The organism is Paraglaciecola polaris LMG 21857, from assembly GCF_000315055.1.
GTDB classification, from domain to species: Bacteria; Pseudomonadota; Gammaproteobacteria; order Enterobacterales; family Alteromonadaceae; genus Paraglaciecola; species Paraglaciecola polaris.
In genome coordinates this window covers 1-24,208 of the sequence record NZ_BAER01000104.1, presented here as the reverse complement: position 1 = coordinate 24,208, position 24,208 = coordinate 1, and the positions used below count along the sequence as shown (strand labels likewise).

The window sequence follows — 24,208 nt, the reverse complement described above, 5'->3', positions numbered from 1 at the left end:
TCAATGTTTCTGCGTAATTCTGTGCCTCTTGTAACACGGAATCTGTGTGGATGAATGACATCAGCTAGGTTTGGGATCGTTTTATATATTTTGGTGATCATATATTCCAACCCTGACGTTGTCAGAGCACCACCATCTTTTTCGCTGATAAACAAGTATTCCGTAAAGCTTCCTTTATAAGGTTTTCTCAGGATTGGGCGATGCTCTTCAAGATACTCTAAAATAAGTGCTGCTAAGCCACGGCTGATGGGTAGCCCTCTGAAACGAGTTTTATGTGAAGCACCATCTTTACGGTTTCTGAACGTTGTATCTTCTGAGAATTGAATAACAACCGTCGGATTTGTTGTCAGCTTCAAATCTTGGTCTGTTCGAATGAGCACTAACTCGGATGCTCGACACCCTAACTCAATTAAAAGCAATATGGCACAGGCATTACGCACTTGTAATTGATGTCTAAATGGGTTTATGTCATTGGTAAATGAGTCGGTTGATGGGCGCACTATTTTTTTGATAATGTCTATTTCATCATTATTCAATGGTTCTGTTTGCTTGGTCGCATTATCTACCTGCGCTTTTGAATAGCGTTTTTTGGCAATCCAGCCACAGGCTCTATTTACCGATTTTTGAACCTGCTCTTTTTTATCGTAGTCATCGAGTCTCTCGATATAACGGTTGTAGTGAAACTTTAAAAATAGAATGACGGAATCAATACGGCGGTTATACGTCGAGGGGGCAATGCTCACACCATCTTCTAAATCATAATTGAAATTGTGCAGCAGGAAAGTACCAAGGTTATTGATTTGTCTATTGGTCAATATATTGAGTTTGGCTGCTTCTTCAAAAAACGTGTGATGTTCGTTGGTACAGTATTCATAGAACACGCAAAGATCATTTAGGCGATTGAGAGTTGTGTTGTATTTTGACGATAGCCATAGATCCCATCCCCAGATTGCCGCGCTTGGCTCAGGCAGACAGTTGTTGTATGTATCGACCAGCATTGGCAGAGTCTGGTTGCCATATCTCGGATTGGTAATTTTTTCAGTTTTATAACGCAAGGTAAATGATACCAAATAAACACAGGAGTAATATGTTATAGAATAGTACAAAAAAGGGAAGTGTCAAACACTTCCCTTAACTTACTGTTTTATATGGCTTCAGTAATAGTTATCCACAGAATTGATACTTTAAATATAACTCAGGGATCATATTTTACATGCACCGCCGGCGCAGTCATCGTCTTCTTCGACGACCACTTCTTGGGGCACAAATTTGGTTGACTTTAATTCTTGCATCGATGAGTCAGCTGCACCATCACGGGTGTTATGGTAATACAGGGTCTTCACACCGAGCTGATATGCCGTAAGCAGATCTTTCAACAACAGTTTCATGGGCACTTTGCCACCGTCGTATTTATTCGGATCGTAACTGGTGTTCGCAGAAATCGTCTGATCGACAAACTTTTGCATGATACCCGTTAACTGTAGGTAACCGTCGTTTGACGGTAGATCCCACAATAATTCGTACTTATCTTTTAAACGTTCGTACTCAGGTACAACTTGTTTTAATACGCCATCTTTACTGGACTTAACACTTATATGACCACGAGGCGGTTCAATACCGTTGGTTGCATTTGAAATTTGTGATGAGGTTTCAGACGGCATCAATGCTGACAACGTACTGTTACGCAAACCGTATTGTTTGATGTCTGCGCGCAGGCTATCCCAATCACAATGCAGCGGTTCGTTGCAGATTTTGTCCAAATCTTTTTTATAAGTATCAATTGGCATTAAACCTTGAGAGTAGGTGGTTTCGTCAAATTTCGGACAGGCACCTTTCTCTTTCGCTAAATTACATGACGCGCGCATCAGGTGATATTGCATGGCCTCAAACGTGCGGTGGATAAGTGCATTCGCGCTACCGTCCGAATATTTAACCCCATTTTTCGCTAGATAATAAGCGAAGTTAATAACACCTATGCCAAGCGTACGACGACCCATAGTGGCATTGTAAGCCGCGGGAACAGGATAATCTTGATAATCGAGTAGATTATCCAGAGCACGTACCGCTAAATCGGCCATTTCAGCAAAGTCATCAAGGCTCTCAATCGCACCCAAGTTAAAGGCAGATAAAGTACAAAGAGCAATTTCGCCGTTTTCATCGTTTACATGTTCTAACGGTTTAGTCGGTAGTGCGATTTCGAGACAAAGGTTACTTTGGCGAATAGGTGCGACTTTAGGGTCGAACGGGCTGTGAGTATTGCAGTGATCGACGTTTTGTAAGTAGATACGGCCTGTGCTCGCACGTTCTTGCATAAATAAACTAAATAACTCAACCGCCTTGATTTGGGTCTTACGGATACTTTCGTCTTGCTCGTATTTAACGTAAAGCTCTTCAAATTTAGGCTGATCAGCGAAAAATGCGTCATATAGCCCGGGTACATCTGATGGGCTGAACAAGCTGATGTGCTGATCTTTAATTAAACGTTGGTACATCAGTTTATTAAATTGCACACCGTAATCTAAGTGGCGCACGCGGTTTTCTTCAACACCCCGGTTATTTTTTAATACCAACAGGGATTCAACTTCCATATGCCAAAGAGGGAAGAACAAGGTCGCTGCTCCGCCGCGCACTCCGCCTTGGGAACAGCTTTTAACCGCTGTTTGGAAATATTTATAAAAAGGAATACAGCCAGTATGAAACGCTTCGCCGCCACGAATAGGACTACCTAATGCACGAATACGACCAGCATTAACGCCAATACCGGCTCGCTGACTGACATATTTAACAATAGCGCTGGCGGTAGCGTTGATAGAATCAAGGCTATCGCCTGCTTCGATTAATACGCATGAGCTGAACTGTCTGGTAGGCGTACGCACACCCGCCATAATAGGTGTGGGTAATGATATTTTGAACTTAGATGTCGCATCATAGAAGCGCTTGATGTATTCCATGCGCGAATCTTTTGGATAATCGGCAAACAGACACGCTGCAACTAATATATAGAGAAATTGAGCACTCTCGTAGATTTCTCCTGTCACGCGGTTTTGAACTAGATATTTGCCTTCAAGCTGTTTTACCGCAGCGTAACTGAAATCCATATCACGCCAATGGTCGATGTAATCGTCCATTTCTTGAAATTCAGCTTGAGTATAATCGCTTAAAAGATGCTGATCGTATTTTTGCATTTCAACCATGTTGCTAACATGTTCGAAAAGCGCAGGGGGTTCGAATTGATCGTAGGCTTTTTTACGTAGGTGAAAAATAGCTAAACGCGCGGCCAAATATTGATAGTCAGGGGCTTCGGTAGAAATAAGATCTGCCGCAGAGCGGATGAGGGTTTCGTGAATATCAGCTGTCTTGATACCGTCATAGAACTGGATGTGCGCTTTAATTTCCACTTGAGAGACAGACACATTGTTAAGGCCTTTCGCTGCCCAAGTAATGACTTTGTGGATTTTTTCGAGGTCAATGCTTTCGCGCTCGCCAGTTCGTTTGGTAACGAAGAGATTGTTATTCATGTATACGCCGTTTTAATTATAGTTTTTACAAAATATAGAAAAGATGAAGCCCATCATTTCTGTGGAAATTGTGCTTGACGAAGAGCGATAGTTGAAGTTGTCGTTTCGCAATCACCGCTAAATCAAGAAACCACAAGATAGTGAGGTTTTGACACCTTTGCAACCCCACATCTGGTGCTTTTGTGGCCATTCAAAACAACGGAAAAAATATGTTAGTGGAGACTCACCTAACAACTCTATTCGCTTTGCGTGTATAGGGAATGCAAGATCATTTTTAGGAATTTTTTTTATTAAACTTTTTTAATCGAAAAAGTCACTTGTTATAATTTCACGATATATAGTGTTTCATTAGTTGTAAAACCACTACATATCGTGTTTGACAATTATAAATGTTGAAGGATCGTTTGTGGTTGATCAATATACAGATCGGCATTCCAGCTGCTTGCTTGGTGCTCTGGGCCTATGTAACCATAGTTGGCAACTACGCTTGTCATGTTTGCTGCTTTGGCTGCATCAATGTCACGCTTAGCGTCCCCTATATACCAGATGTGTTCTGGGGCGATATCAATAACATCCGCAGCGTAAGTTAGCGGTAAAGGGTGAGGTTTACGTTTTGCCAGCGTGTCACCGCTTACCACTACTTTACAGGCGTCGAACTCCGTAAAGTGAGGCAATAACAGCTCTGTTAGCCATTGAGGTTTATTGGTAACAATTCCCCAAGGTATATTGGCGCTATTGAGCCCGTCGATAAGTGTTGTTACGCCGTCGAATGATACCGTATCAATGCATATTTGCTGTTCGTAGCGGGCTAAAAATTGTGCTTTTAAGGTATCAAGATCAAACTGGGCTAAGCGCTGACCAAAACCAATCTCTAATAAACCTTGAGAGCCGTCAGATGCGATATTTCGATATACCTCGTACTCACAGGTCGGTTGTTGGTGACAACTTAACACCCAATTTAACGCATTACCTAAGTCCCGAGCTGTATCTAATAGCGTACCGTCTAAATCGAATAAAATACCTTTGGGCTTCCCCAGCATTCTAAGCGTCACCGCTGTGTTGACAGTGCACGATATAGTTAACGTCGACATTTTTATCAGACAAATAAAATTGTTGAGTAAACGGACTGACATGAAGCCCTGTCATATGTTTGCTCAAAAGCGGGGTGGCGTCTATCCAACTTAACATCTCTGATGGTTTAATAAATTTATCGTGATTATGTGTATGTTTAGGCACAAGCTTCAATATATGTTCTGCCCCTACGATCGCCATTAAATAAGACTTAATATTACGATTTAGCGTAGAAAAGAAGACGGTGCCACCGGGTTTAACTAAACGACTACATGCCTCAACTACAGACGAGGGGTCAGGAACATGTTCGAGCATTTCCATACAAGTGACCACGTCAAACTGACCTGGGTGCTGTTCAGCGAACTCTTCAGCGGTAGATTGCTGGTAGTTAATTGACAGCCCTGACTCCAGACAATGCAAGCGTGCGACTTCAAGTGGGGCTTCACCCATATCGATGCCGGTTACTTCAGCACCGGCTCTGGCCATACTTTCGGCTAATATACCGCCGCCACAGCCAACATCGATCACTTTTTTAGTGTTAAGCCCTTGGGCGCGTTGCATAATATAATCTGTTCTAAGAGGATTAATGGTATGCAGTGGTTTGAATTCACCATTAAGATCCCACCAACGTGATGCCAAGTTGGCAAATTTTTGTATTTCTTGATGGTCAACATTTTGCGTTGAGTTCATATTGCGGTCCAAAAATTCGAATTAAACTATTATACCCAGCATGTATTAAAGCTGGCTAGCGCAATATATGCGGATTTTTAGCTTCTTTGGCTACTATATGAGCGGATCCTATCTATTTATTTTTTACGGTCAGTGATAGAATCCCAAGGCTCGATAATACGAAATTCCAGAGTTAATCGTTGACTGTTATTTTGAGGCCTAGCTCAAATGCACTGACGCGGATTGTAAATTGTATGTCTAATTCTATTTCTAATAATAATGACTAGGGACAAGGCTGTATATGACTGAAAACGCCGGAGAAATTCTTCCTATTAATATTGAGGAAGAACTTAAAACCTCTTATCTTGATTACGCCATGAGCGTAATTGTAGGCAGAGCGCTGCCTGATGTAAGAGATGGCTTAAAGCCCGTGCATCGCCGGGTTTTGTTCGCTATGAACGAGCTGAAAAACGATTTTAATAAACCTTATAAAAAGTCGGCACGTGTTGTTGGCGACGTTATAGGTAAATATCACCCACACGGAGACTCGGCAGTATACGATACGATTGTACGTATGGCTCAGCCGTTTTCGTTGCGTTATATGTTGGTTGACGGTCAAGGTAACTTCGGTTCGGTTGATGGTGACTCGGCAGCGGCAATGCGTTACACCGAAATCCGCATGGCGAAAATCTCCCATGAATTATTAGCGGACTTAGAAAAAGAAACCGTTAATTTTGTACCTAACTATGACGGTACAGAATTTATCCCTGAGGTGTTACCGACTAAGGTACCAAATCTACTGATAAACGGTTCATCAGGTATCGCTGTTGGTATGGCGACCAATATTCCTCCACACAACTTAACCGAAGTGGTAAATGGCTGTATCGCATTAATCGATAAGCCTGAACTATCCATTGAAGAGTTGATGGAATATATCCCTGGACCTGATTTCCCAACGGCTGCTTTTATTAGCGGACGTAAAGGAATTGAAGAAGCTTATCGTACCGGCCGCGGTAAAATCTACATGCGTGCTCGCGCTGACGTTGAACGTGAAGACAATGGTAAAGAAACCATCGTTGTTCATGAGATACCTTATCAGGTAAACAAAGCTCGATTAATTGAAAAGATTGCTGAGCTGGTCAAAGAGAAAAAAATCGAAGGTATTTCTGCCCTGCGCGATGAGTCTGATAAAGACGGCATGCGTATCGTTGTTGAAGTTAAACGTAACGAATCAGGCGAAGTATTGCTTAATCATTTATATTCACAAACACAAATGCAAACTGTGTTTGGGATCAATATGGTGGCGCTGGATAAAACCCAGCCAAAAATCTTTAATTTACTTGAGATTTTACAAGCATTTGTATTACACCGTCGTGAAGTCGTAACGCGTCGTACCGTTTTCGAATTGAAAAAAGCCCGTGAGCGAGCTCATATTCTAGAAGGCCTGGCGATTGCGCTCGTTAATATAGATCCCATCATTGCCCTTATTAAAGCCTCGAAAAGCCCCTCTGAAGCAAAAATTGCTCTGACGGCGCAAGGTTGGCAATTAGGTGATGTGGCTGAAATGCTTGAGCGTGCGGGTGACGATGCCGCCCGTCCAGATTGGTTAGAGCCGGAATATGGTATTCGTGATGGTCTGTATTATTTAACAGAGCAGCAAGCCCAAGCTATTCTTGATCTTCGTTTGAACAAACTAACGGGCCTTGAGCACGAGAAGATCCTGTCTGAATATAAAGAGTTATTGGGCGTTATTGCCGAGTTACTGCATATATTAGGTAGCCCTGAGCGTCTGATGGAAGTGATCAGAGAAGAGCTGGAAAAAATACGTGATGAATTTGGCGATGCTCGCCGAACAGAAATTACTGCAGCTTCGCATGATATTGATATTGAAGATCTTATCGAGCGAGAAGAAGTCGTTGTGACGCTTTCCCGTGAAGGATACGTTAAATATCAAAAACTAAACGATTATGAATCTCAGCGTCGTGGTGGTAAGGGTAAATCTGCGACTAAGATGAAAGAAGAAGATTTCATCGAAAAACTGCTAGTGGCTAATACCCACGATCATATTCTGTGCTTCTCAACCCGTGGCCGTTTGTATTGGCTGAAGGTCTATCAATTACCATTGGCTAGTCGAAATGCCCGTGGGCGTCCAATTGTGAACATCTTGCCATTAGAAGCAAACGAACGTATTACTGCGATTTTGCCTATCAAAGAGTTTGAAGAAGGCAAATATGTATTAATGGCGACCGCTAACGGTACCGTTAAGAAAACAGCGTTAAGCCAATACTCACGTCCTCGTGCTAACGGTATTATCGCGGTTAACTTGAACGACGGAGACGAGTTAATTGGTGTTGATATCACTGATGGCAGCAGCGATATAATGCTGTTCTCAGATGCAGGTAAAGTCGTACGCTTTAATGAAAAAGCCCGAGATTCAGAAACGGGTGCTGTGAAGCTGGATCCTGAAACTGGCGAAGAGATATTAGCGCTTCGTCCTATGGGCCGTACTGCCACTGGTGTGCGCGGTATCCGTCTACAGGAAGGTCAGAAAGTGGTGTCGTTGATTGTGCCTCAAGGTGATGGTGCAATCTTAACTGCTACCGAAAACGGTTTCGGTAAACGTACCCCAGTTGAAGATTACCCAGCGAAGAGTCGAGCGACCCAAGGCGTGGTATCAATTAAGGTTTCTGAACGTAACGGCAGAGTTGTTGGTGCGGTCCAGGTTAATGAGAGCGATGAAATCATGCTTATCAGTGATCAAGGAACTTTAGTACGCACCCGTGTTGGTGAAGTGTCTACCGTGGGTCGTAATACGCAAGGTGTGCGTTTGATACGTACCGCTGAAGACGAACACGTTGTGGGACTTCAACGTATTGACGAAATTGAAGAGTTGGTAGAAGATTTAGAGGCGCTAGCTGAAGGTGACGAAGTTATCGAAGCACAAGCCACAGACGTGGATAACACCACGGATGAAGATCCTCAAAACGAAGAGTAAAGCCAGTAGATGATGAAGTAGGTTATTGGCTTGCTTCATCTCCCTATAGTTTTTAGAACGAGCGGCTTAGCCGCTCTTTTTGTATCGGAAAAAAGAGAATGACCAAGGTTTATAATTTTTGCGCCGGACCGGCAATGTTACCCGAAGCTGTCATGCAGCAAGCTCAAAATGAATTCATTAACTGGCAGAACCAAGGTTGTTCAGTGATGGAAATGAGCCACCGCAGTAAAGAATTTATCGCACTGGCTGAAACGGCTGAACAGGACTTACGTGACTTACTGAGTATTCCAGATAACTACAAAGTGTTATTTACCCATGGCGGCGGCCGTGGTCAGTTTTCAGCCGTTCCACTTAATTTATCAAATGATCAAGACAATGCCGATTATATTGTTAGTGGGTCTTGGTCAAAAAGTGCTGTTGATGAAGCGCAAAAATATGTCAACGTAAATGTCGCTGCAACCAGCGTGGTTGAAAACGGTTTGTTAGTTGTGCCTGACCAAGCCGATTGGCAGTTAAATTCACAAGCAGCGTATGTACATTATTGCCCCAATGAGACGGTTGATGGTGTTGAAATTAATTGGATACCTGAGACCGGTGATATTCCTCTGGTTGCTGATATGTCGTCTAATATTCTTTCGCAGCCGATTGATGTGAGCAAGTTTGGTGTGATCTACGCGGGTGCTCAAAAGAACATTGGGCCTTCTGGTTTATCTGTCGTTATCGTACGTGACGATTTATTAGAAAAGGCGCGGACAGTTACCCCGTCAATCTTTGATTACACAATCGTTGCTAAACATGATTCTATGTACAATACGCCTCCTACTTTTGCATGGTATTTGGCCGGTCTTGTCTTTAAGTGGTTAAAAGAGCAGGGCGGGGTTGAAGCAATGGCAAAGCTTAATTTAGCCAAATCTCAATTATTATATTCCTGTATTGACGATTCTGGCTTTTACACCAACAATGTTGCTCCTCAATACCGATCTCGTATGAATGTTACGTTCCATTTAGCGAACGCTGAGCTCGATAAGCAATTTTTAGCTGAAGCGGAAGTTGCGGGCTTAAAAGCCCTTAAAGGTCACCGTATAGTCGGTGGTATGCGTGCCAGTATTTATAACGCAATGCCCATTGAAGGCGTGCAGGCCTTAGTGAATTTTATGCAAGATTTTGCTCAGAGGAATCGTTAATATGCGTCGGTCAGGCCCTCTGTTACTTGCTCCTATCTCCGGGATTTCTGGCACTGTTAATGTACCGGGATCAAAGAGTCTATCTAACCGCGCATTATTACTCGCCGCTATCGCCAATGGTGAGACACATCTGACGAACTTGCTCGACAGTGAAGATATTCGTCATATGCTAAAAGCCTTAAGGCAATTAGGAGTGGAATTTCGCCTATCAGAGGACAAAACTGAATGTTGGGTAGAAGGGTTAGGGCATGCTTTTACGGTAGATAAACTGGAAACCTTATTCTTAGGCAATGCAGGGACCGCAATGCGCCCGCTATGTGCGGTATTAGCGACCTCAAAAGGTGAGTTTGAACTTACCGGTGAGCCACGCATGGAAGAACGTCCAATTGGCGCATTAGTGGATTCACTTCGTCAAGCAGGTGCCCAGATTAGCTACCTAAAAACCGAAGGTTACCCACCGATAAAAATGAAAGGTATGGCACTTAAAGGCGGTACCATTAGTGTTGAAGGTACGGTATCTAGCCAGTTTTTAACCGCACTTCTTATGGCCGCGCCTTTATTTGAAAACGACAGTGAAATTAATATTATCGGTGAGTTGGTATCTAAGCCTTATATCGATATTACGCTTAATACTATGGCGCAGTTCGGTATCCATGTAAGCAACGAAAATTATCAGCGCTTTTGCGTAACAGGCAATCAGCAATATCAAGCCGCAGGTGACTTTTTGGTCGAGGGCGATGCATCGTCTGCATCTTATTTCTTAGCTGCAGGTGCGATTAAAGGCGGTACAGTGCGCGTTACTGGGGTGGGTAAAAAGAGTATTCAAGGGGATATACGCTTTGCCGATGTATTAGAAAAAATGGGCGCAAAAATTATTTGGGGCGATGATTATATAGAAGTAGAAGGTGCGCCGCTTAATGCAGTCGACATGGATATGAACCACATTCCCGACGCCGCCATGACCATTGCGACTACGGCACTATTTGCTAAAGGCACCACTTCGATACGAAACATCTACAATTGGCGGGTTAAAGAAACCGACCGCTTAGCTGCAATGGCTTGTGAATTGCGTAAAGTCGGGGCAGAAGTCATAGAAGGTCATGATTACATTACGATTACGCCGCCAAGTCAGTTGATTGAGACCGATATTGATACTTATGATGACCACAGAATCGCAATGTGTTTTTCATTGGTGGCATTAAGTGATACCCAAGTAACAATTAATGACCCTGATTGTACCGCGAAAACGTTTCCCGATTATTTTACCCGTTTAAAACAAATCAGTGTATAGATAACTGACTGCTGAATATAACTCTCAATATTGACAGCGGTCATATAATTGTAAACTAGCTTACATTGCTTATCTGAGTTCAACGGGTATAATTGCGCGCGATTTTCATAAGCTCAGGAGAGAGCATGCAATTATTTCCCGTCATCACAGTAGACGGCCCGAGTGGAGCAGGTAAGGGAACAATCAGTACCTTGTTGGCTAATCGTTTAGGTTGGCACTTCCTCGATAGTGGCGCGATCTATCGTGTTTTGGCTATCGCCTCTATCCATCATCAAATCGATGCGAGTGACGAATCAGGTTTATTGCCGCTTGCGTCAGGCCTTGATGTTAACTTCGAACCGGCGGAGCATGGATGCAAAGTTATTCTCGAAGGAGAGGATGTCAGTGATGATATTCGCACTGAAGAGGTAGGTGCAGTGGCATCTCAGGTTGCATCACTGCCAAGTATTCGTGAAGCATTGCTTCGTCGTCAACGTGCCTTTAAAGAGGCACCAGGCCTGGTCGCTGATGGACGCGATATGGGGACAATCGTCTTCCCAGAAGCAGAGGTGAAGATATTCTTAACTGCCAGCGCACAGGAGCGAGCTAACCGAAGATTTAAGCAGTTGAAAGAAGCTGGCCATGATGTTAGCATATTGCGCCTTTTGGCTGACATTGAAGCGCGTGATGAACGAGATTCAAATCGCAGCGTAGCGCCTTTAGTGGCAGCAAAAGATGCTCTTATTATTGATTCTACAGAATTGGGAATAGAGCAAGTACTTGAAAAAATTACTGAATTTGCAAATTTGAAAATTGAAATTTAATTTTTAGCATTAGTAAATCACAGTTTGTAACTGCCCAACATCAGGATGAAGTTGGCAATGAATAACAACCCCACGTTAGCCGGATTGCAGTGTGGATGTCAAAATGAAACAATTAACTTAACTATGACTGAAAATTTTGCTCAACTATTTGAAGAAAGCTTAAAAGAAATCGAAACCCGTCCAGGTGCCATTGTTAAAGGTACTATCGTATCTATCGACAAAGATATCGTATTAGTAGACGCAGGTTTAAAATCTGAAAGCGCGATCCCAGCGGAACAATTTCGTAATGCTGACGGTACATTAGATGTTGAAATCGGCGATGTTGTTGATGTTGCACTTGATGCAATCGAAGACGGCTTCGGTGAAACAATCTTGTCACGCGAAAAAGCTAAACGTCACGAAGCCTGGGTTGAGCTAGAAAAAGCTTACGATGACAAAGAAACGATCAAAGGTGTTATCAATGGTAAGGTCAAAGGTGGCTTTACGGTTGAAGTGAATACAGTTCGTGCATTCTTACCTGGTTCATTGGTTGACGTACGTCCAGTACGCGATACGACTCATCTTGAAGGTAAAGAACTGGAATTCAAAGTTATCAAGCTTGATGCTAAGCGCAACAACGTGGTTGTATCACGTCGTGCGGTTATTGAAGCAGAAAGCAGCGCTGAGCGTGATCAACTTCTTGCTAACCTTGAAGAAGGTCATGAAGTTAAAGGTATCGTTAAGAACCTTACTGATTACGGCGCATTCGTTGATCTTGGTGGTGTTGATGGTCTTCTACACATTACTGATATGGCTTGGAAACGCGTTAAGCACCCAAGTGAAATCGTTAATGTTGGTGATGAAATCAACGTTAAAGTACTTAAGTTCGACAAAGAAAAATCTCGCGTTTCATTAGGTATGAAACAGATGGGCAACGATCCTTGGCAAGAAATTGCTGAACGTTACCCGGAAGGCTCTAAATTGAGCGGTGCGGTTACTAACCTTACTGACTACGGTTGTTTCGTTGAAATCGAAGACGGTGTTGAAGGCCTAGTTCACGTATCTGAAATGGATTGGACTAACAAAAACATTCACCCATCTAAAGTCGTTAACTTGGGTGACACTGTTGAAGTTATGGTTCTTGAAATTGACGAAGAACGTCGTCGTATTTCTCTTGGTCTTAAGCAATGTAAACCTAACCCTTGGGAAGAGTTTGCTAAAGCACAGAGCAAAGGCGATAAAGTTAGCGGTAAGATCAAGTCTATTACTGATTTCGGTATCTTCATCGGTCTTGACGGCGGCATCGACGGCTTAGTACATTTATCTGACATTTCTTGGAACAAGACTGGCGAAGACGCTGTTCGTGAATACAAGAAAGGCGATGAAATATCTGCTGTTGTTCTTCAAGTTGACCCAGAGCGTGAACGTATCTCTCTAGGTGTTAAACAGATTGAAGAAGATCCGTTTAACCAATACCTGACAGATACTAAGAAAGGTACTATCGTAATCGGTACTGTGACTGAAGTTGACGCAAAAGGCGTAACTGTTAAACTTGCAGAAGAAGTTGAAGGTTACATCCGCGCAACTGATTTGGCTCGTGAACGTGTTGAAGATGCATCAGAAGTAGCATCTGTAGGCGACGAAATCGAAGCTAAGTTCATGGGCGTTGACCGTAAGAACCGCATCGTTAACTTGTCTGTTAAAGCGAAAGATCAAGCAGACGAGAAAGAAGCACTTGACAAAGTTAACCAACAAGAAGATGTTGGTTTTGCTAACGCATTTGCTGAAGCCTTTAAAGCGGCGAAGAGCGAAGATTAATCAGTTTAGGTGCGCTATATGCGCACCGTTAGATTTTTCACAACGTACTTATATATTGAAGGAGAGTTTTAATGACAAAGTCAGAACTTATCGAAAGACTAGCGGATAAAGCCCGTCACGTACCTTCAAGAGACGTTGAGTTGGCTATCAAGGAAATGTTAGAGCAAATGGCGCAAACCTTACAAAAAGGTGAGCGTATCGAAATCCGCGGATTTGGAAGTTTCTCTTTGCATTACCGAGCACCTCGAGTAGGTCGTAATCCTAAAACGGGTGAAACAGTTGAGTTAGATGGTAAACATGTACCTCACTTTAAACCGGGTAAGGAATTACGAGAACGAGTCAACGAAGATTTAATAGCTTGATTTTTCTGTAAATCATTAAAACGGCACTCCAATTGGGGTGCCGTTTTTGTTAGAGTGTAGTAAATTACAAGTAACTGCTAACGAAGCTCTGTTCAGGATGAATTTTCGCTAAGCATTTTATGTATAACGCCCAATAGGAGGCAAATAAGTATGAAGTTGAAGGGATTACTATCTCTTATTGCTATATTAGCCTTACTGTTAATTGGCGGTTTTATCGGTTCTCAAAATACCCACAGTGTAACGGTTAACTATTTAATTGCACAAAGTGACATGCGAGTGTCAGTACTGATGTTAGTCGTATTTTTATGCGGCGCTGCACTCAGTACCATAGTATTTTTATTGTACACACTGAGATTAAAGTGGCGAGTGGCAAGCTTGGAGCGTCAACTCAAAAAATCTACTCGTGTTGATAATCCTTAATTATGCTTGAATTGCTCTTTTTACTATTGCCCGTCGCTGCCGGTTATGGATGGGTAATGGGGCGCAACAGTGTGCGACAAGCACAGCGTAAGCAATCCAGTATTTTATCAAAGCATTATTATAAAGGCTTAAATTTTCTGCTTTCAGATGAGCCTGATAAAGCTGTTGATACCCTTATTAAAATGATCAATCTTGATAGCGACACGGTAGAAACCCATATCGCAATGGGTAAATTTTTCCGTCATCGCGGTGAGTTAGATCGCGCCATTCGTGTCCACCAAAACTTGGTCAGTAAAGAACAAATTTCTCCGACACAGCGCGAGTCAGCGCTAAAAGAATTGGGCAAAGACTATGTCTTAGCTGGTTTTTTGGAGCGAGCAGAAAATGCATTTCTTCAATTATTGAATTCCGATAAACACTTTTTAGATGCCCAGCAGCAATTATTTGATATCTATCAAGCAACCAAGGAGTGGGGAAGAGGAATCGAACTGGCTGAAAACATGATGGAAAATCATGGTGATAGTGATGAATTATGTATTCGAATTTCACATTTTTACTGTGAACAAGCGGCGGTTTACGTACGCAAAAACGAAATTAACCTTGCAGAGAAAAATCTGCAAAAAGCCATTATGGCTGATCAGAACACGGTTAGGCCATGGTTGATGTTAGGTCAAATTGCTATCAGTCAAGAACAGTACCAGACTGCTATAGAGTATTTGCAGCAGGTTCCTCTTAGAGATATCTCCTGGTTTAGTGAAGCGGTTCCACTTATCGAGCAAAGCGCAGAGGCGCTGAACGATATGACCCAGCTTGAGCAAATTTTGGATGAATATTGGCAGCAGTGTGCGACGTCCTATTTGGCAAAAGTAAAGCTGATGGCGCGTAAAGGAATGACCAAAGAAGCAGCTGAGGTCTTGCTTGAGCAATTACGCCAGCACCCTACGATGAAAGGTTTCAAAACGCTCATGGGTTTGTATATCGAAGCCCAAGCACCGTCTGAATCGATGAACAGCTTAGTTCTATTAAAAGAATTAGTGGAAGAGCAAATAAAACAGCGTCCTAAGTATCGTTGTCATAGCTGTGGCTTTTCTGGTGGGCAAATACATTGGCTATGTCCTTCATGTAAAAAATGGGGACAAGTCAAACCAATTAAAGGCTTAGATGGAGAGTAAGAGTTAATGCAAGATCCAAAAGTGGTTATCGCTCTTGATTTTGATGTAAAAAAAGAAGCGTTAGATTTTGTAGATAGAGTTGACCCATCTCAGTGTCGGCTAAAAGTCGGAAAAGAAATGTTTACCTATTTTGGCCCTGAATTTGTTCGCACATTAGTGACGAAAAAATTTGATGTATTCCTCGACCTAAAATTTCATGATATTCCGAACACAGTTGCAAAAGCTTGTATTGCCGCGGCTGATTTAGGGGTATGGATGGTCAATGTACATGCTTCTGGCGGCGAAAAAATGATGATCCAAGCTCGAGATGGGTTAGCGCAATTTGGTCAAAATAAACCTCACCTCATTGCTGTAACCGTGCTCACTAGCATGGATCAACATCAGCTTAGTCAAATTGGTATTAATTCGTCACCCATGGAGCATGTGTTAAAGCTCGCATCATTGACACAACAAGCCGGTTTAGACGGGGTGGTATGTTCGGCTCAAGAAGCCAAGGTACTTAAACAAACTCTGGGTAAAGATTTCATGTTAGTCACGCCCGGGATCCGCCCTCAAGGTAGTGATGTAGGGGATCAGAAGCGGGTAATGACACCACAAGATGCGATGAGAGTCGGAGTGGATTACATGGTGATCGGTAGGCCGATTACTCAAGCACAGGATCCGGTTGCTGCCTTAAATGCAATTAATGCATCTATTGGCTAATGGCTTAATCGCGCAACAAATAGATTACGTATGAAAAAGGGCACTACTTAGTGCCCTTTTTTACAACCGTAAAACGGATCAGCAAACTTATGCGTTTAACGCCGTTTTTGGATCGGTATAAGTCAAACCTAATGATTTTCCTAGTGCATCAACCACAGCCTTATAGGTAATTTTGCCTTCGTGCACGTTTAAGCCATTTAACAGATGAGCGTCATCTAACATCGCTTGCTTAGGACCTTTATTCGCTAGGGCAAGACCGAAAGGTAACGTGGCATTGTTTAAAGCCATAGTAGAGGTACGCGCTACGCCACCTGGCATATTCGCCACACAGTAATGCACCACGCCATCAACAATGTAAACCGGATCTTGATGGGTTGTTGCTTTCGATGTTTCGAAACAACCACCTTGGTCGATTGCCACATCAACTACCACAGAGCCTTCTTTCATGTTTTTCACATGTTCAGCGGTAAGTAATTTAGGTGCGGTAGCACCTGGCACCAATACAGCGCCCACTACTAAATCGGCTTTAGATGAGTAATGTTCAATGGCATCAACCGTAGAGAAAACTGTCTTAACACGTCCATCAAAAATATCGTCTAGTTCACGTAAACGTGGTAACGAACGATCTAAAATGGTCACGTCTGCGCCTAACCCTAAAGCCATTTTAGCCGAGTTTGTACCAACCACGCCGCCACCTATAATTAGCACCTTACCTGGTGCTACGCCTGGTACACCACCCAGTAAAGTGCCGCTACCGCCTTGGGCTTTTTCTAAGTAATGCGCGCCGGCTTGAACAGCCATACGGCCAGCAACTTCACTCATAGGTGCCAATAAAGGCAAAGCATTACGGTTGTCAGTTACAGTCTCATAGGCGATACAGGTAGCACCTGATTCGATTAACAACTGCGTTTGCTTAGGATCTGGAGCAAGGTGTAAATAGGTATACAAGGTTTGGCCTTTACGAAGCATTTTACATTCGTTTTCTTGAGGCTCTTTCACTTTCACGATCATTTCTGCTTTGGCAAAGACGGTTGCTGCGTCTGGCGCAATATCAGCACCGGCTGCAATGTACTCTTCATTTGTAAAGCCGATTGCTGTACCAGCGTTGTCTTCTACTAAGACACTATGTCCGTGAATAACAAATTCTTTAACTGCGGCAGGAGTAAGCCCAACACGATATTCATGGTTCTTAATTTCTTTTGGTACACCAATTAGCATAAATAAGCCTTATAAACGTTGAATGTGATTTTTAGGATGTGCACTGCACAGTGAGCGAAGTATAGAGTAAGGTTTGAAGAAAATTCTTCTGAAGATTAATCACTTTAAGTATAAAATAGGGTTAATAGACTAAAAAGCAGAATTATCTATGTTGATTAAAACTCCGAAACACCTTGACCGAATCGATCGCAACATCCTAAGTGAGCTGCAAAAAAATGGTCGTTTGTCTAATATTGATTTAGCAACCAAAATTGGACTTAGTGCAAGTCCTTGTTTAGAAAGGGTAAAACGCTTGGAGGCCCAAGGCTATATATTGGGTTATCATGCTCGCGTTGATCCTCAAAAACTCGGTGCAGCGATGTTAGTGTTCGTCGAAATTACACTGACAAAAACGTCTCCTGATATATTCGAACTATTTTCTACTGCGGTCAAACAGCACGATGATATTCAAGAATGTCATTTAGTGTCGGGTAACTTTGATTTTTTACTCAAGGCTAGGGTGGCTGATATGTCGACTTATCGAAAATTATTGGGTGATACTTTATTACGTCTTCCTGGGGTAAACGAATCACGGACTTACGTTGTAATGGAAGAAGTTAAAGAGACCACCATCGTCAAAATTAACCCTCGTTGAGCTGATAGTCAGCAGATTGTTCATTTACTGGGCATAAGCACGCCCTTGGCTAGGATTTTTCCCTAAGCACTGGTATCTTATACAGCTAATTTTATGTAGTAACCCTAAGTTGAAAGAAAACGCTATGGCAAGACTCACAGGTATCCAACGGATTATGGAAGTAGGCATGATGCTCAGCTGTGCATTCGCCTTCTTCCTACTCCTCGCATTGGCCTCTTTTCACCCTGCTGATCCCAGCTGGAGCCAAGCTGGTTTACAAGGCGATATCCATAATTGGGTCGGCGCTATCGGTGCTTGGTTAGCGGATATTTTATTTTTTACCTTTGGCTATATCGCTTATCTATTCCCATTTACGGCGGCGTTTGCTGGTTGGTTTATGTTTCAGCAACGCAAGCGTATTTCTGAGTTCGATTACCTGACCATCGGCCTAAGGATTTTAGGCTTGCTGTTAGCATTGGTGGGGGCTGCGGGTATTGCCAGCCTTAATTTTAATGATTTGTTTTACTTCTCAGCGGGGGGAATGTTGGGGGATGTGATCAGCGCTTCCCTTATTCCTTATCTAAACTTTGCTGGCACGGTTTTGATATTGCTCAGTTTATTTTGTACTGGGTTTACTTTTTTAACCGGCATTTCGTGGTTAACCGTGGTTGACAAAACTGGCGCCTTTGCCAGTGCATTTGCTACTGGGGCTTGGGCTCTGCCACAAAAAATTCAAGAGACGCCAATATTGCGCCTCGGATTTAGACGAGACGACAAAGACGAAGATATCAACCCACCGCTAGATAGCGCCCAAAGTAAAACTACGGCTAAGCCATTTACCCCAACTCCCCAGAGAGTGGAGCCAAGTGTGACGCCTTTTACCAGTAGTGAGCCAGAGCCGAGCTTTAGTATTCCCGATGAAGTGTTATTTGAGCCAGAAGAAAAACCAGACAATGCGAGCCCTATTTCTATCAGTGAATTGAGGGAAAAAATTGGTTTCGGTCGTAAAAAGAAAATACAAGAGGCTGCCGATGAGCAAAGCAATTCTCAGGATACTAAGCCCGATGATCCTACAAAGAGTGCAAACAACAGCTCGGTATATGTATCAGATGACGTAAAAGCCGCGGCAGAAGTGAGAGCAGCAGAAAAAATTGAAGCAGATGCGACAGCGGCTTCCCATTTGCCGATGCCTTCTTTTGATTTGCTGCAACGTGCTGACAAAATAAAAAATCCGATTACGCCAGAAGAGCTCGAGATGGTCTCTAGGTTATTGGAAGAGAAACTTAAAGATTTTAATATAGACGCCCACGTCGTGGGCGTCTACCCCGGCCCTGTGATTACGCGGTTTGAAATGGACTTAGCACCAGGCGTTAAGGTAAGTAAAATAACAGGTCTATCCAAAGATTTAGCCCGAGCAATGTCGGCTATTTCTGTGCGTGTGGTAGAAGTGATACCAGGTAAGTCTGTTATCGGTCTTGAGTTACCAAACAAAAAACGTGACATGGTGCGCTTGAGCGAAGTGATAAGTTGTGACGCTTTTCAGTCTGCCGAGTCCGATTTGACCATGGTGTTAGGGGCGGATATTTCAGGTAAACCTGTGATTGTTGATTTAGCGAAGATGCCACACTTGTTAGTCGCCGGTACCACAGGCTCAGGTAAGTCTGTTGGGGTAAACGTTATGATCTTGAGCTTGTTATACAAGTCTACACCTGAAGACGTACGCATGATCATGATTGACCCTAAGATGCTCGAGCTTTCAGTGTATGAAGGAATACCCCATTTGCTGGCGGAAGTGGTCACCGACATGAAAGAAGCAGCTAACGCATTACGTTGGTGTGTCGGGGAAATGGAGCGTCGCTATCGCTTGATGTCTGCTTTAGGCGTTCGTAACCTCAAAGGCTATAACCAGAAAGTTAAACAAGCCATAGAAGATGGTCAGCCGATAAAAGATCCTCTGTGGAAATCAGAGGAAAGCATGCTCACCGAAGCCCCTGACTTGGAGAAACTTCCGGCCATTGTAGTTGTGGTCGATGAATTTGCTGACATGATGATGATTGTTGGTAAAAAAGTCGAAGAGCTGATAGCACGTATTGCACAAAAGGCCCGTGCCGCAGGTATTCATTTAGTGCTGGCTACGCAACGTCCGTCGGTTGACGTTATCACGGGCTTAATTAAAGCCAACATACCTACGCGTATCGCGTTTCAGGTGTCGTCTAAGATTGATTCCCGCACCATACTTGATCAACAGGGTGCTGAAGCGTTACTAGGAATGGGAGACATGTTGTATTTACCACCAGGCACAGGTGTGCCGACTCGTGTGCACGGCGCTTTTGTGGACGATCACGAAGTGCACGCTGTTGTTGCTGATTGGAAAAACCGTGGTGCGCCTCAATATATTGATGAAATATTAAATGGCGATGCCAGTGCAGAAGTGTTATTGCCGGGTGAGCAACCTGAAGGCGTAGATCAGGAATTTGATGTATTTTACGACGAAGCGGTATCATTTGTTACTGAGTCGCGCAGAGCGTCGGTTTCCAGCGTACAACGCAAGTTCAGAATTGGTTACAATCGTGCGGCACGTTTAGTCGAACAAATGGAACAAAGCGGTGTCGTAACTCCGCCTGGCCACAACGGCAATCGAGAGGTGCTGGCACCTCCACCACCAAGAGATTAATTTATGATAGGTATTCAACATGCCACGTTAGGCTTCATGAAAAAAGCCACGTTTTTGCTATTTGCTGCAAGTGCGGTGTTCAGTGTACAAGCCCAACAAACTGACGAAGACAAGCTCAAAGCACGACTGGTCACCTTGAACAATTTCAGTGCTACTTTTAGCCAAAAAGTGACTGATGCAAACCATGAGGTTTTGCAAGAGGCAACTGGAGTTATTAAGTTAAAACAACCTAATAAATTGTACTGGGAGCTTGACCCACCAAATGAAAATATTCTTATTGCAGATGGCACAACCTTGTGGAACATCGACCCTTTTGTAGAACAAGTTACGGCGATTAGTCAAAATCAAGCGGTGGCGAACAATCCGCTGATCTTACTGACTCAACCAAATAGTGATGCTTGGGCAGATTTTAGCGTTTCTCATAACAAAGACACGTTTCGAATCGATGCAAAGGATCCTGACTCTGCGGTGCACTCCTTGGTACTTGTATTTAAAAATGAGCAGTTAAACTCAATGAGCATGCAAGATAGTCAGCAACAAATAAGTGATCTTTACTTTGATAATATCCGTCAGAATAAGACGATCGATGACGAGGTTTTCACTTTTAGCTTACCTGAAGGTTACGATTTGGACGATCAGCGTAACTGATGACAGAAGGATTCGATTTTAGTCATCAGGATGACCCCGATTTTGCCCCGTTAGCGGCAAGAATGCGCCCGCACAATATTGCACAATATTTTGGTCAGCAGCATATAGTCGGCGAGGGGAAACCGTTACGTGGTGCTATTGAGCGAGGGCAGTGTCATTCGATGATATTGTGGGGGCCGCCAGGCACAGGGAAAACGACTCTTGCTGAGATTATTGCGCTGCATTGTGACGCACATATTGAACGGATATCAGCTGTTACTTCTGGTGTCAAAGATATCCGTAGCGCGATTGAAAAAGCCAAGCAAAATGCCTTAAGCCAAGCAAAGCGTACCATTTTGTTTGTGGACGAAGTACACCGCTTTAATAAAAGTCAGCAAGATGCCTTTTTGCCTTTTATTGAAGACGGCACCATTACCTTTATTGGTGCGACCACCGAAAACCCCTCTTTTGAGTTAAACGGCGCATTATTATCCCGTGCTCGCGTGTATGTTTTGAAGTCGCTGACGCAAGATGATCTGCTGGATATTGCTAAGCGTGCATTAACGGACAATACCCGGGGTTTGGGCGACCTAGCGCTGCAAATAGAGGACGATGGCTTAGCTTTGCTGACGGAGTTGGCAGGCGGTGACGCCAGGCGGTTACTCAATTATATTGAGTTAGCAGCTGACTTTTCGACGCAAGGAAAAATCACCCTTGAGGCAATCAAAGAAGCGGTTGGTGAAAAGGTTGCTCAGTACGATAAAGGGGGAGATAAGTTCTATGACCTCATCTCGGCTTTCCATAAATCGGTAAGAGGTTCGGCTCCTGACGCGGCGTTGTATTGGTATGCCCGTATGTTAAATGCTGGCTGTGACCCGCTTTATGTGGCCCGACGGTTACTCGCGATTGCGACGGAAGACATAGGTAATGCTGATCCAAGAGCCATGGAAGTGTGCTTGAATGCGTGGGATATTTTTCAGCGAGTGGGGCCAGCGGAAGGTGAGCGTGCCATTGCTCAAGCAACATTGTATTGTGCCAGCGCTGCAAAAAGTAACGCCGTTTATAACGCATTTAAGCAAGCCATGAGTGATGCTAAAACACTGCCTGATTATGACGTGCCGAGTCATCTACGTAATGCGCCGACTCGATTAATGAAAGAAATGGGTTTCGGTGAGGGGTATCGCTACGCCCATGACGAACCTAACGCATTTGCAGCGGGAGAGAGTTATCTGCCTCCAGAATTGGATGGCAAGCAATACTATCAACCCAATGAACGAGGGCTTGAAATAAAACTTAAGGCTAAATTGGATTATTTAACCGATTTAAATAACCAAAGCGCTCATAAAAGGTACAAATAGATGCAGCAAGGTTTTGCTATATACACATATATAGCGCTAGGGGGCGCTACGGGTGCCTGTTTACGCTTTTTTCTTTCTAATTTAATGTTGCAATGGTTTGGCAAAGGATTTCCTTTTGGTACACTTCTGGTCAATATTGTTGGTTCATTCAGTTTAGGTCTACTTTACACACTGATTGAACAAGGACACCTTGAAATTATTGTCTGGCGCACAGCCATTGGCATCGGTTTTTTAGGGGCTCTGACCACATTTTCTACCTTTTCGGTGGACAGTTTAATATTGCTTCAACAAGGCATGTGGTTGAAAGGGGTGTTCAATATATTTATTAATATTACCTGTTGCTTATTTGCAGCGTGGTTGGGTACACAACTAGTTAAAGGTTAATTCATACAAGATGTTAGATGCTAAGTATTTACGTAACGATATAAACATTGCAGCCCAGAAGCTGGACAAGCGCGGATTCACTCTTGATGTGGCACAGTTTAGCGCCTTAGAAGAGAAGCGAAAAGCCCTGCAAATGCGCACTCAAGAATTACAAAATGAACGTAATGTGCGCTCCAAATCTATCGGTAAAGCGAAAGCGTCGGGTCAAGACATCGCGCCTTTACTGGCAGAAGTTGGGCAGTTAGGGGACGACCTCAACCAAGCAAAAACAGAGTTAACAGTTTTGCTGGACGAGATACAAACTTTAGCGCTGAATTTACCCAACTTACCGGACGAATCAGTACCGCAAGGGAAAGATGAAGCGGACAACCAAGAGGTGTTACGTTGGGGGACGCCACGGGCTTTTGATTTTGAAGTGAAAGATCATGTTGATTTAGGCGCCAGCATAGGTAAGGGCTTGGATTTCGAAACGGCAACCAAGTTAACCGGTTCTCGTTTTGTGGTCATGCGCGGCCAAATTGCTCGTTTAAACCGTGCCATCGCGCAATTTATGCTTGATTTGCACACCGAGCAACATGGTTATCAAGAAATGTACGTGCCGTATCTGGTAAATGAAGAAAGCATGCTCGGTACTGGGCAATTTCCTAAGTTTGTCGGGGACGCGTTTCACACAAAACCGGCGACAGAAGAAGGGCAGGGCTTATCGCTTATTCCTACATCGGAAGTCCCATTGACAAATATTGCTCGGGATTGCATCTTTGCAGCAAACGAGCTGCCGATTAAAATGACTGCCCATACGCCGTGTTTTCGCAGCGAAGCGGGATCATATGGTCGTGATACCCGTGGCCTTATTCGCCAACACCAATTCGACAAAGTAGAAATGGTGCAGCTTGTGGCCGCTGATAAATCTTTTGAAGCGCTTGAAGAACTAACAGGACACGCTGAGAAAGTACTTCAACTATTAGAGCTGCCGTATCGTAAAATGTTGTTATGTACTGGCGATATGGGCTTTGGCGCTTGTAAAACCTACGATTTAGAAGTTTGGTTGCCCGCACAAGACACCTACCGTGAAATATCTTCGTGTTCAAACATGCTCGATTTTCAGGCGCGCAGAATGCAAGCCCGCTACCGTGACCCGCAAACTAATAAAACGGAGCTACTGCATACATTGAATGGCTCTGGCTTAGCAGTGGGGCGTACCCTAGTGGCCATTTTAGAGAACAACCAGCAAGCAGATGGCAGTATTACTGTGCCAAAAATATTACAGTCCTATATGAATGGTGTCACCGTTATTGGTGAGGTTAAGTCAGTCTAAAAACGTACAATAGCAACGAAATGAAAACAAAAAAG

At 43.5% G+C, this 24,208-nt stretch carries 20 protein-coding genes; 15 read left to right on the top strand and 5 right to left on the bottom strand.

The annotated features are described in order from the left end of the window. The 4 genes from GPLA_RS16520 to ubiG form a co-directional block, all read right to left on the bottom strand. Positions 1-1,055, bottom strand: a 1,055-nt coding sequence (locus tag GPLA_RS16520) for a site-specific integrase (RefSeq protein ID WP_153810584.1), incomplete at its 3' end; no start/stop codon positions are given. Positions 1,056-1,202: 147 nt separating this feature from the next. Continuing rightward, positions 1,203-3,518, bottom strand: a complete 2,316-nt coding sequence (nrdA, locus tag GPLA_RS16515) for a class 1a ribonucleoside-diphosphate reductase subunit alpha (RefSeq protein ID WP_007106095.1) — start codon at positions 3,516-3,518, stop codon at positions 1,203-1,205. 383 nt (positions 3,519-3,901) lie between these two features. Beyond that, positions 3,902-4,558: an HAD family hydrolase gene (locus GPLA_RS16510; RefSeq protein ID WP_007106094.1), complete on the bottom strand. Its 657-nt coding sequence runs from the start codon at positions 4,556-4,558 to the stop codon at positions 3,902-3,904. 1 nt (position 4,559) lies between these two features. Then, positions 4,560-5,279, bottom strand: a complete 720-nt coding sequence (ubiG, locus tag GPLA_RS16505) for a bifunctional 2-polyprenyl-6-hydroxyphenol methylase/3-demethylubiquinol 3-O-methyltransferase UbiG (RefSeq protein ID WP_007106093.1) — start codon at positions 5,277-5,279, stop codon at positions 4,560-4,562. A gap of 280 nt (positions 5,280-5,559) precedes the next feature. On the opposite strand from ubiG, the gene gyrA reads away from it, so the two are divergent. The 9 genes from gyrA to pyrF all read left to right on the top strand — a co-directional run bounded on the left by gyrA (position 5,560) and on the right by pyrF (position 15,984). Further along, complete coding sequence (gene gyrA, locus GPLA_RS16500) at positions 5,560-8,253, top strand: DNA topoisomerase (ATP-hydrolyzing) subunit A (protein ID WP_007106092.1); 2,694 nt, start codon at positions 5,560-5,562, stop codon at positions 8,251-8,253. A 98-nt stretch (positions 8,254-8,351) separates the two neighbouring features. After that, entirely contained in the window at positions 8,352-9,437 is a 1,086-nt protein-coding gene (gene serC / locus GPLA_RS16495) for a 3-phosphoserine/phosphohydroxythreonine transaminase (RefSeq protein ID WP_040515144.1), read from the top strand. A gap of 1 nt (position 9,438) precedes the next feature. Continuing rightward, a complete protein-coding gene (gene aroA, locus GPLA_RS16490) occupies positions 9,439-10,728 on the top strand; it encodes a 3-phosphoshikimate 1-carboxyvinyltransferase (RefSeq protein WP_007106090.1) in 1,290 nt (429 codons plus the stop codon). A gap of 125 nt (positions 10,729-10,853) precedes the next feature. Then, complete coding sequence (cmk, locus tag GPLA_RS16485; RefSeq protein WP_007106089.1) at positions 10,854-11,531, top strand: (d)CMP kinase; 678 nt, start codon at positions 10,854-10,856, stop codon at positions 11,529-11,531. 123 nt (positions 11,532-11,654) lie between these two features. Beyond that, positions 11,655-13,328, top strand: a complete 1,674-nt coding sequence (gene rpsA / locus GPLA_RS16480) for a 30S ribosomal protein S1 (RefSeq protein ID WP_040515147.1) — start codon at positions 11,655-11,657, stop codon at positions 13,326-13,328. Positions 13,329-13,399: 71 nt separating this feature from the next. After that, entirely contained in the window at positions 13,400-13,690 is a 291-nt protein-coding gene (gene ihfB, locus GPLA_RS16475) for an integration host factor subunit beta (protein WP_006991151.1), read from the top strand. A gap of 150 nt (positions 13,691-13,840) precedes the next feature. Beyond that, positions 13,841-14,110, top strand: a complete 270-nt coding sequence (locus GPLA_RS16470) for a LapA family protein (RefSeq protein WP_007106087.1) — start codon at positions 13,841-13,843, stop codon at positions 14,108-14,110. Positions 14,111-14,112: 2 nt separating this feature from the next. Beyond that, positions 14,113-15,282, top strand: coding sequence for a lipopolysaccharide assembly protein LapB (gene lapB / locus GPLA_RS16465; protein WP_007106086.1), 1,170 nt, complete (start codon positions 14,113-14,115; stop codon positions 15,280-15,282). Between the two features lie 6 nt (positions 15,283-15,288). Continuing rightward, entirely contained in the window at positions 15,289-15,984 is a 696-nt protein-coding gene (gene pyrF / locus GPLA_RS16460; RefSeq protein WP_007106085.1) for an orotidine-5'-phosphate decarboxylase, read from the top strand. 87 nt (positions 15,985-16,071) lie between these two features. Here the strand turns inward: pyrF and ald are convergent, their stop codons facing one another. Continuing rightward, positions 16,072-17,202, bottom strand: a complete 1,131-nt coding sequence (ald, locus tag GPLA_RS16455) for an alanine dehydrogenase (RefSeq protein WP_007106084.1) — start codon at positions 17,200-17,202, stop codon at positions 16,072-16,074. A gap of 148 nt (positions 17,203-17,350) precedes the next feature. Between ald and lrp the strand changes: the two genes are divergently transcribed. From lrp to serS, 6 genes are all read left to right on the top strand, one after another. Next, positions 17,351-17,836 (top strand): leucine-responsive transcriptional regulator Lrp, encoded by a 486-nt coding sequence (gene lrp / locus GPLA_RS16450; RefSeq protein WP_007106083.1) that lies wholly within the window; start codon positions 17,351-17,353, stop codon positions 17,834-17,836. 124 nt (positions 17,837-17,960) lie between these two features. Then, positions 17,961-20,489, top strand: a complete 2,529-nt coding sequence (locus GPLA_RS16445; RefSeq protein ID WP_040515143.1) for a DNA translocase FtsK — start codon at positions 17,961-17,963, stop codon at positions 20,487-20,489. Positions 20,490-20,492: 3 nt separating this feature from the next. Further along, complete coding sequence (gene lolA / locus GPLA_RS16440; protein WP_007106081.1) at positions 20,493-21,137, top strand: outer membrane lipoprotein chaperone LolA; 645 nt, start codon at positions 20,493-20,495, stop codon at positions 21,135-21,137. Further along, a complete protein-coding gene (locus GPLA_RS16435) occupies positions 21,137-22,474 on the top strand; it encodes a replication-associated recombination protein A (RefSeq protein ID WP_007106080.1) in 1,338 nt (445 codons plus the stop codon). The genes lolA and GPLA_RS16435 overlap by 1 nt, the downstream gene beginning before the upstream one ends. Further along, positions 22,475-22,858, top strand: coding sequence for a fluoride efflux transporter CrcB (crcB, locus tag GPLA_RS16430; protein WP_007106079.1), 384 nt, complete (start codon positions 22,475-22,477; stop codon positions 22,856-22,858). 10 nt (positions 22,859-22,868) lie between these two features. Further along, on the top strand, positions 22,869-24,173 hold the full coding sequence (serS, locus tag GPLA_RS16425) for a serine--tRNA ligase (protein WP_007106078.1): 1,305 nt from the start codon (positions 22,869-22,871) through the stop codon (positions 24,171-24,173). Positions 24,174-24,208: the final 35 nt, after the last annotated feature.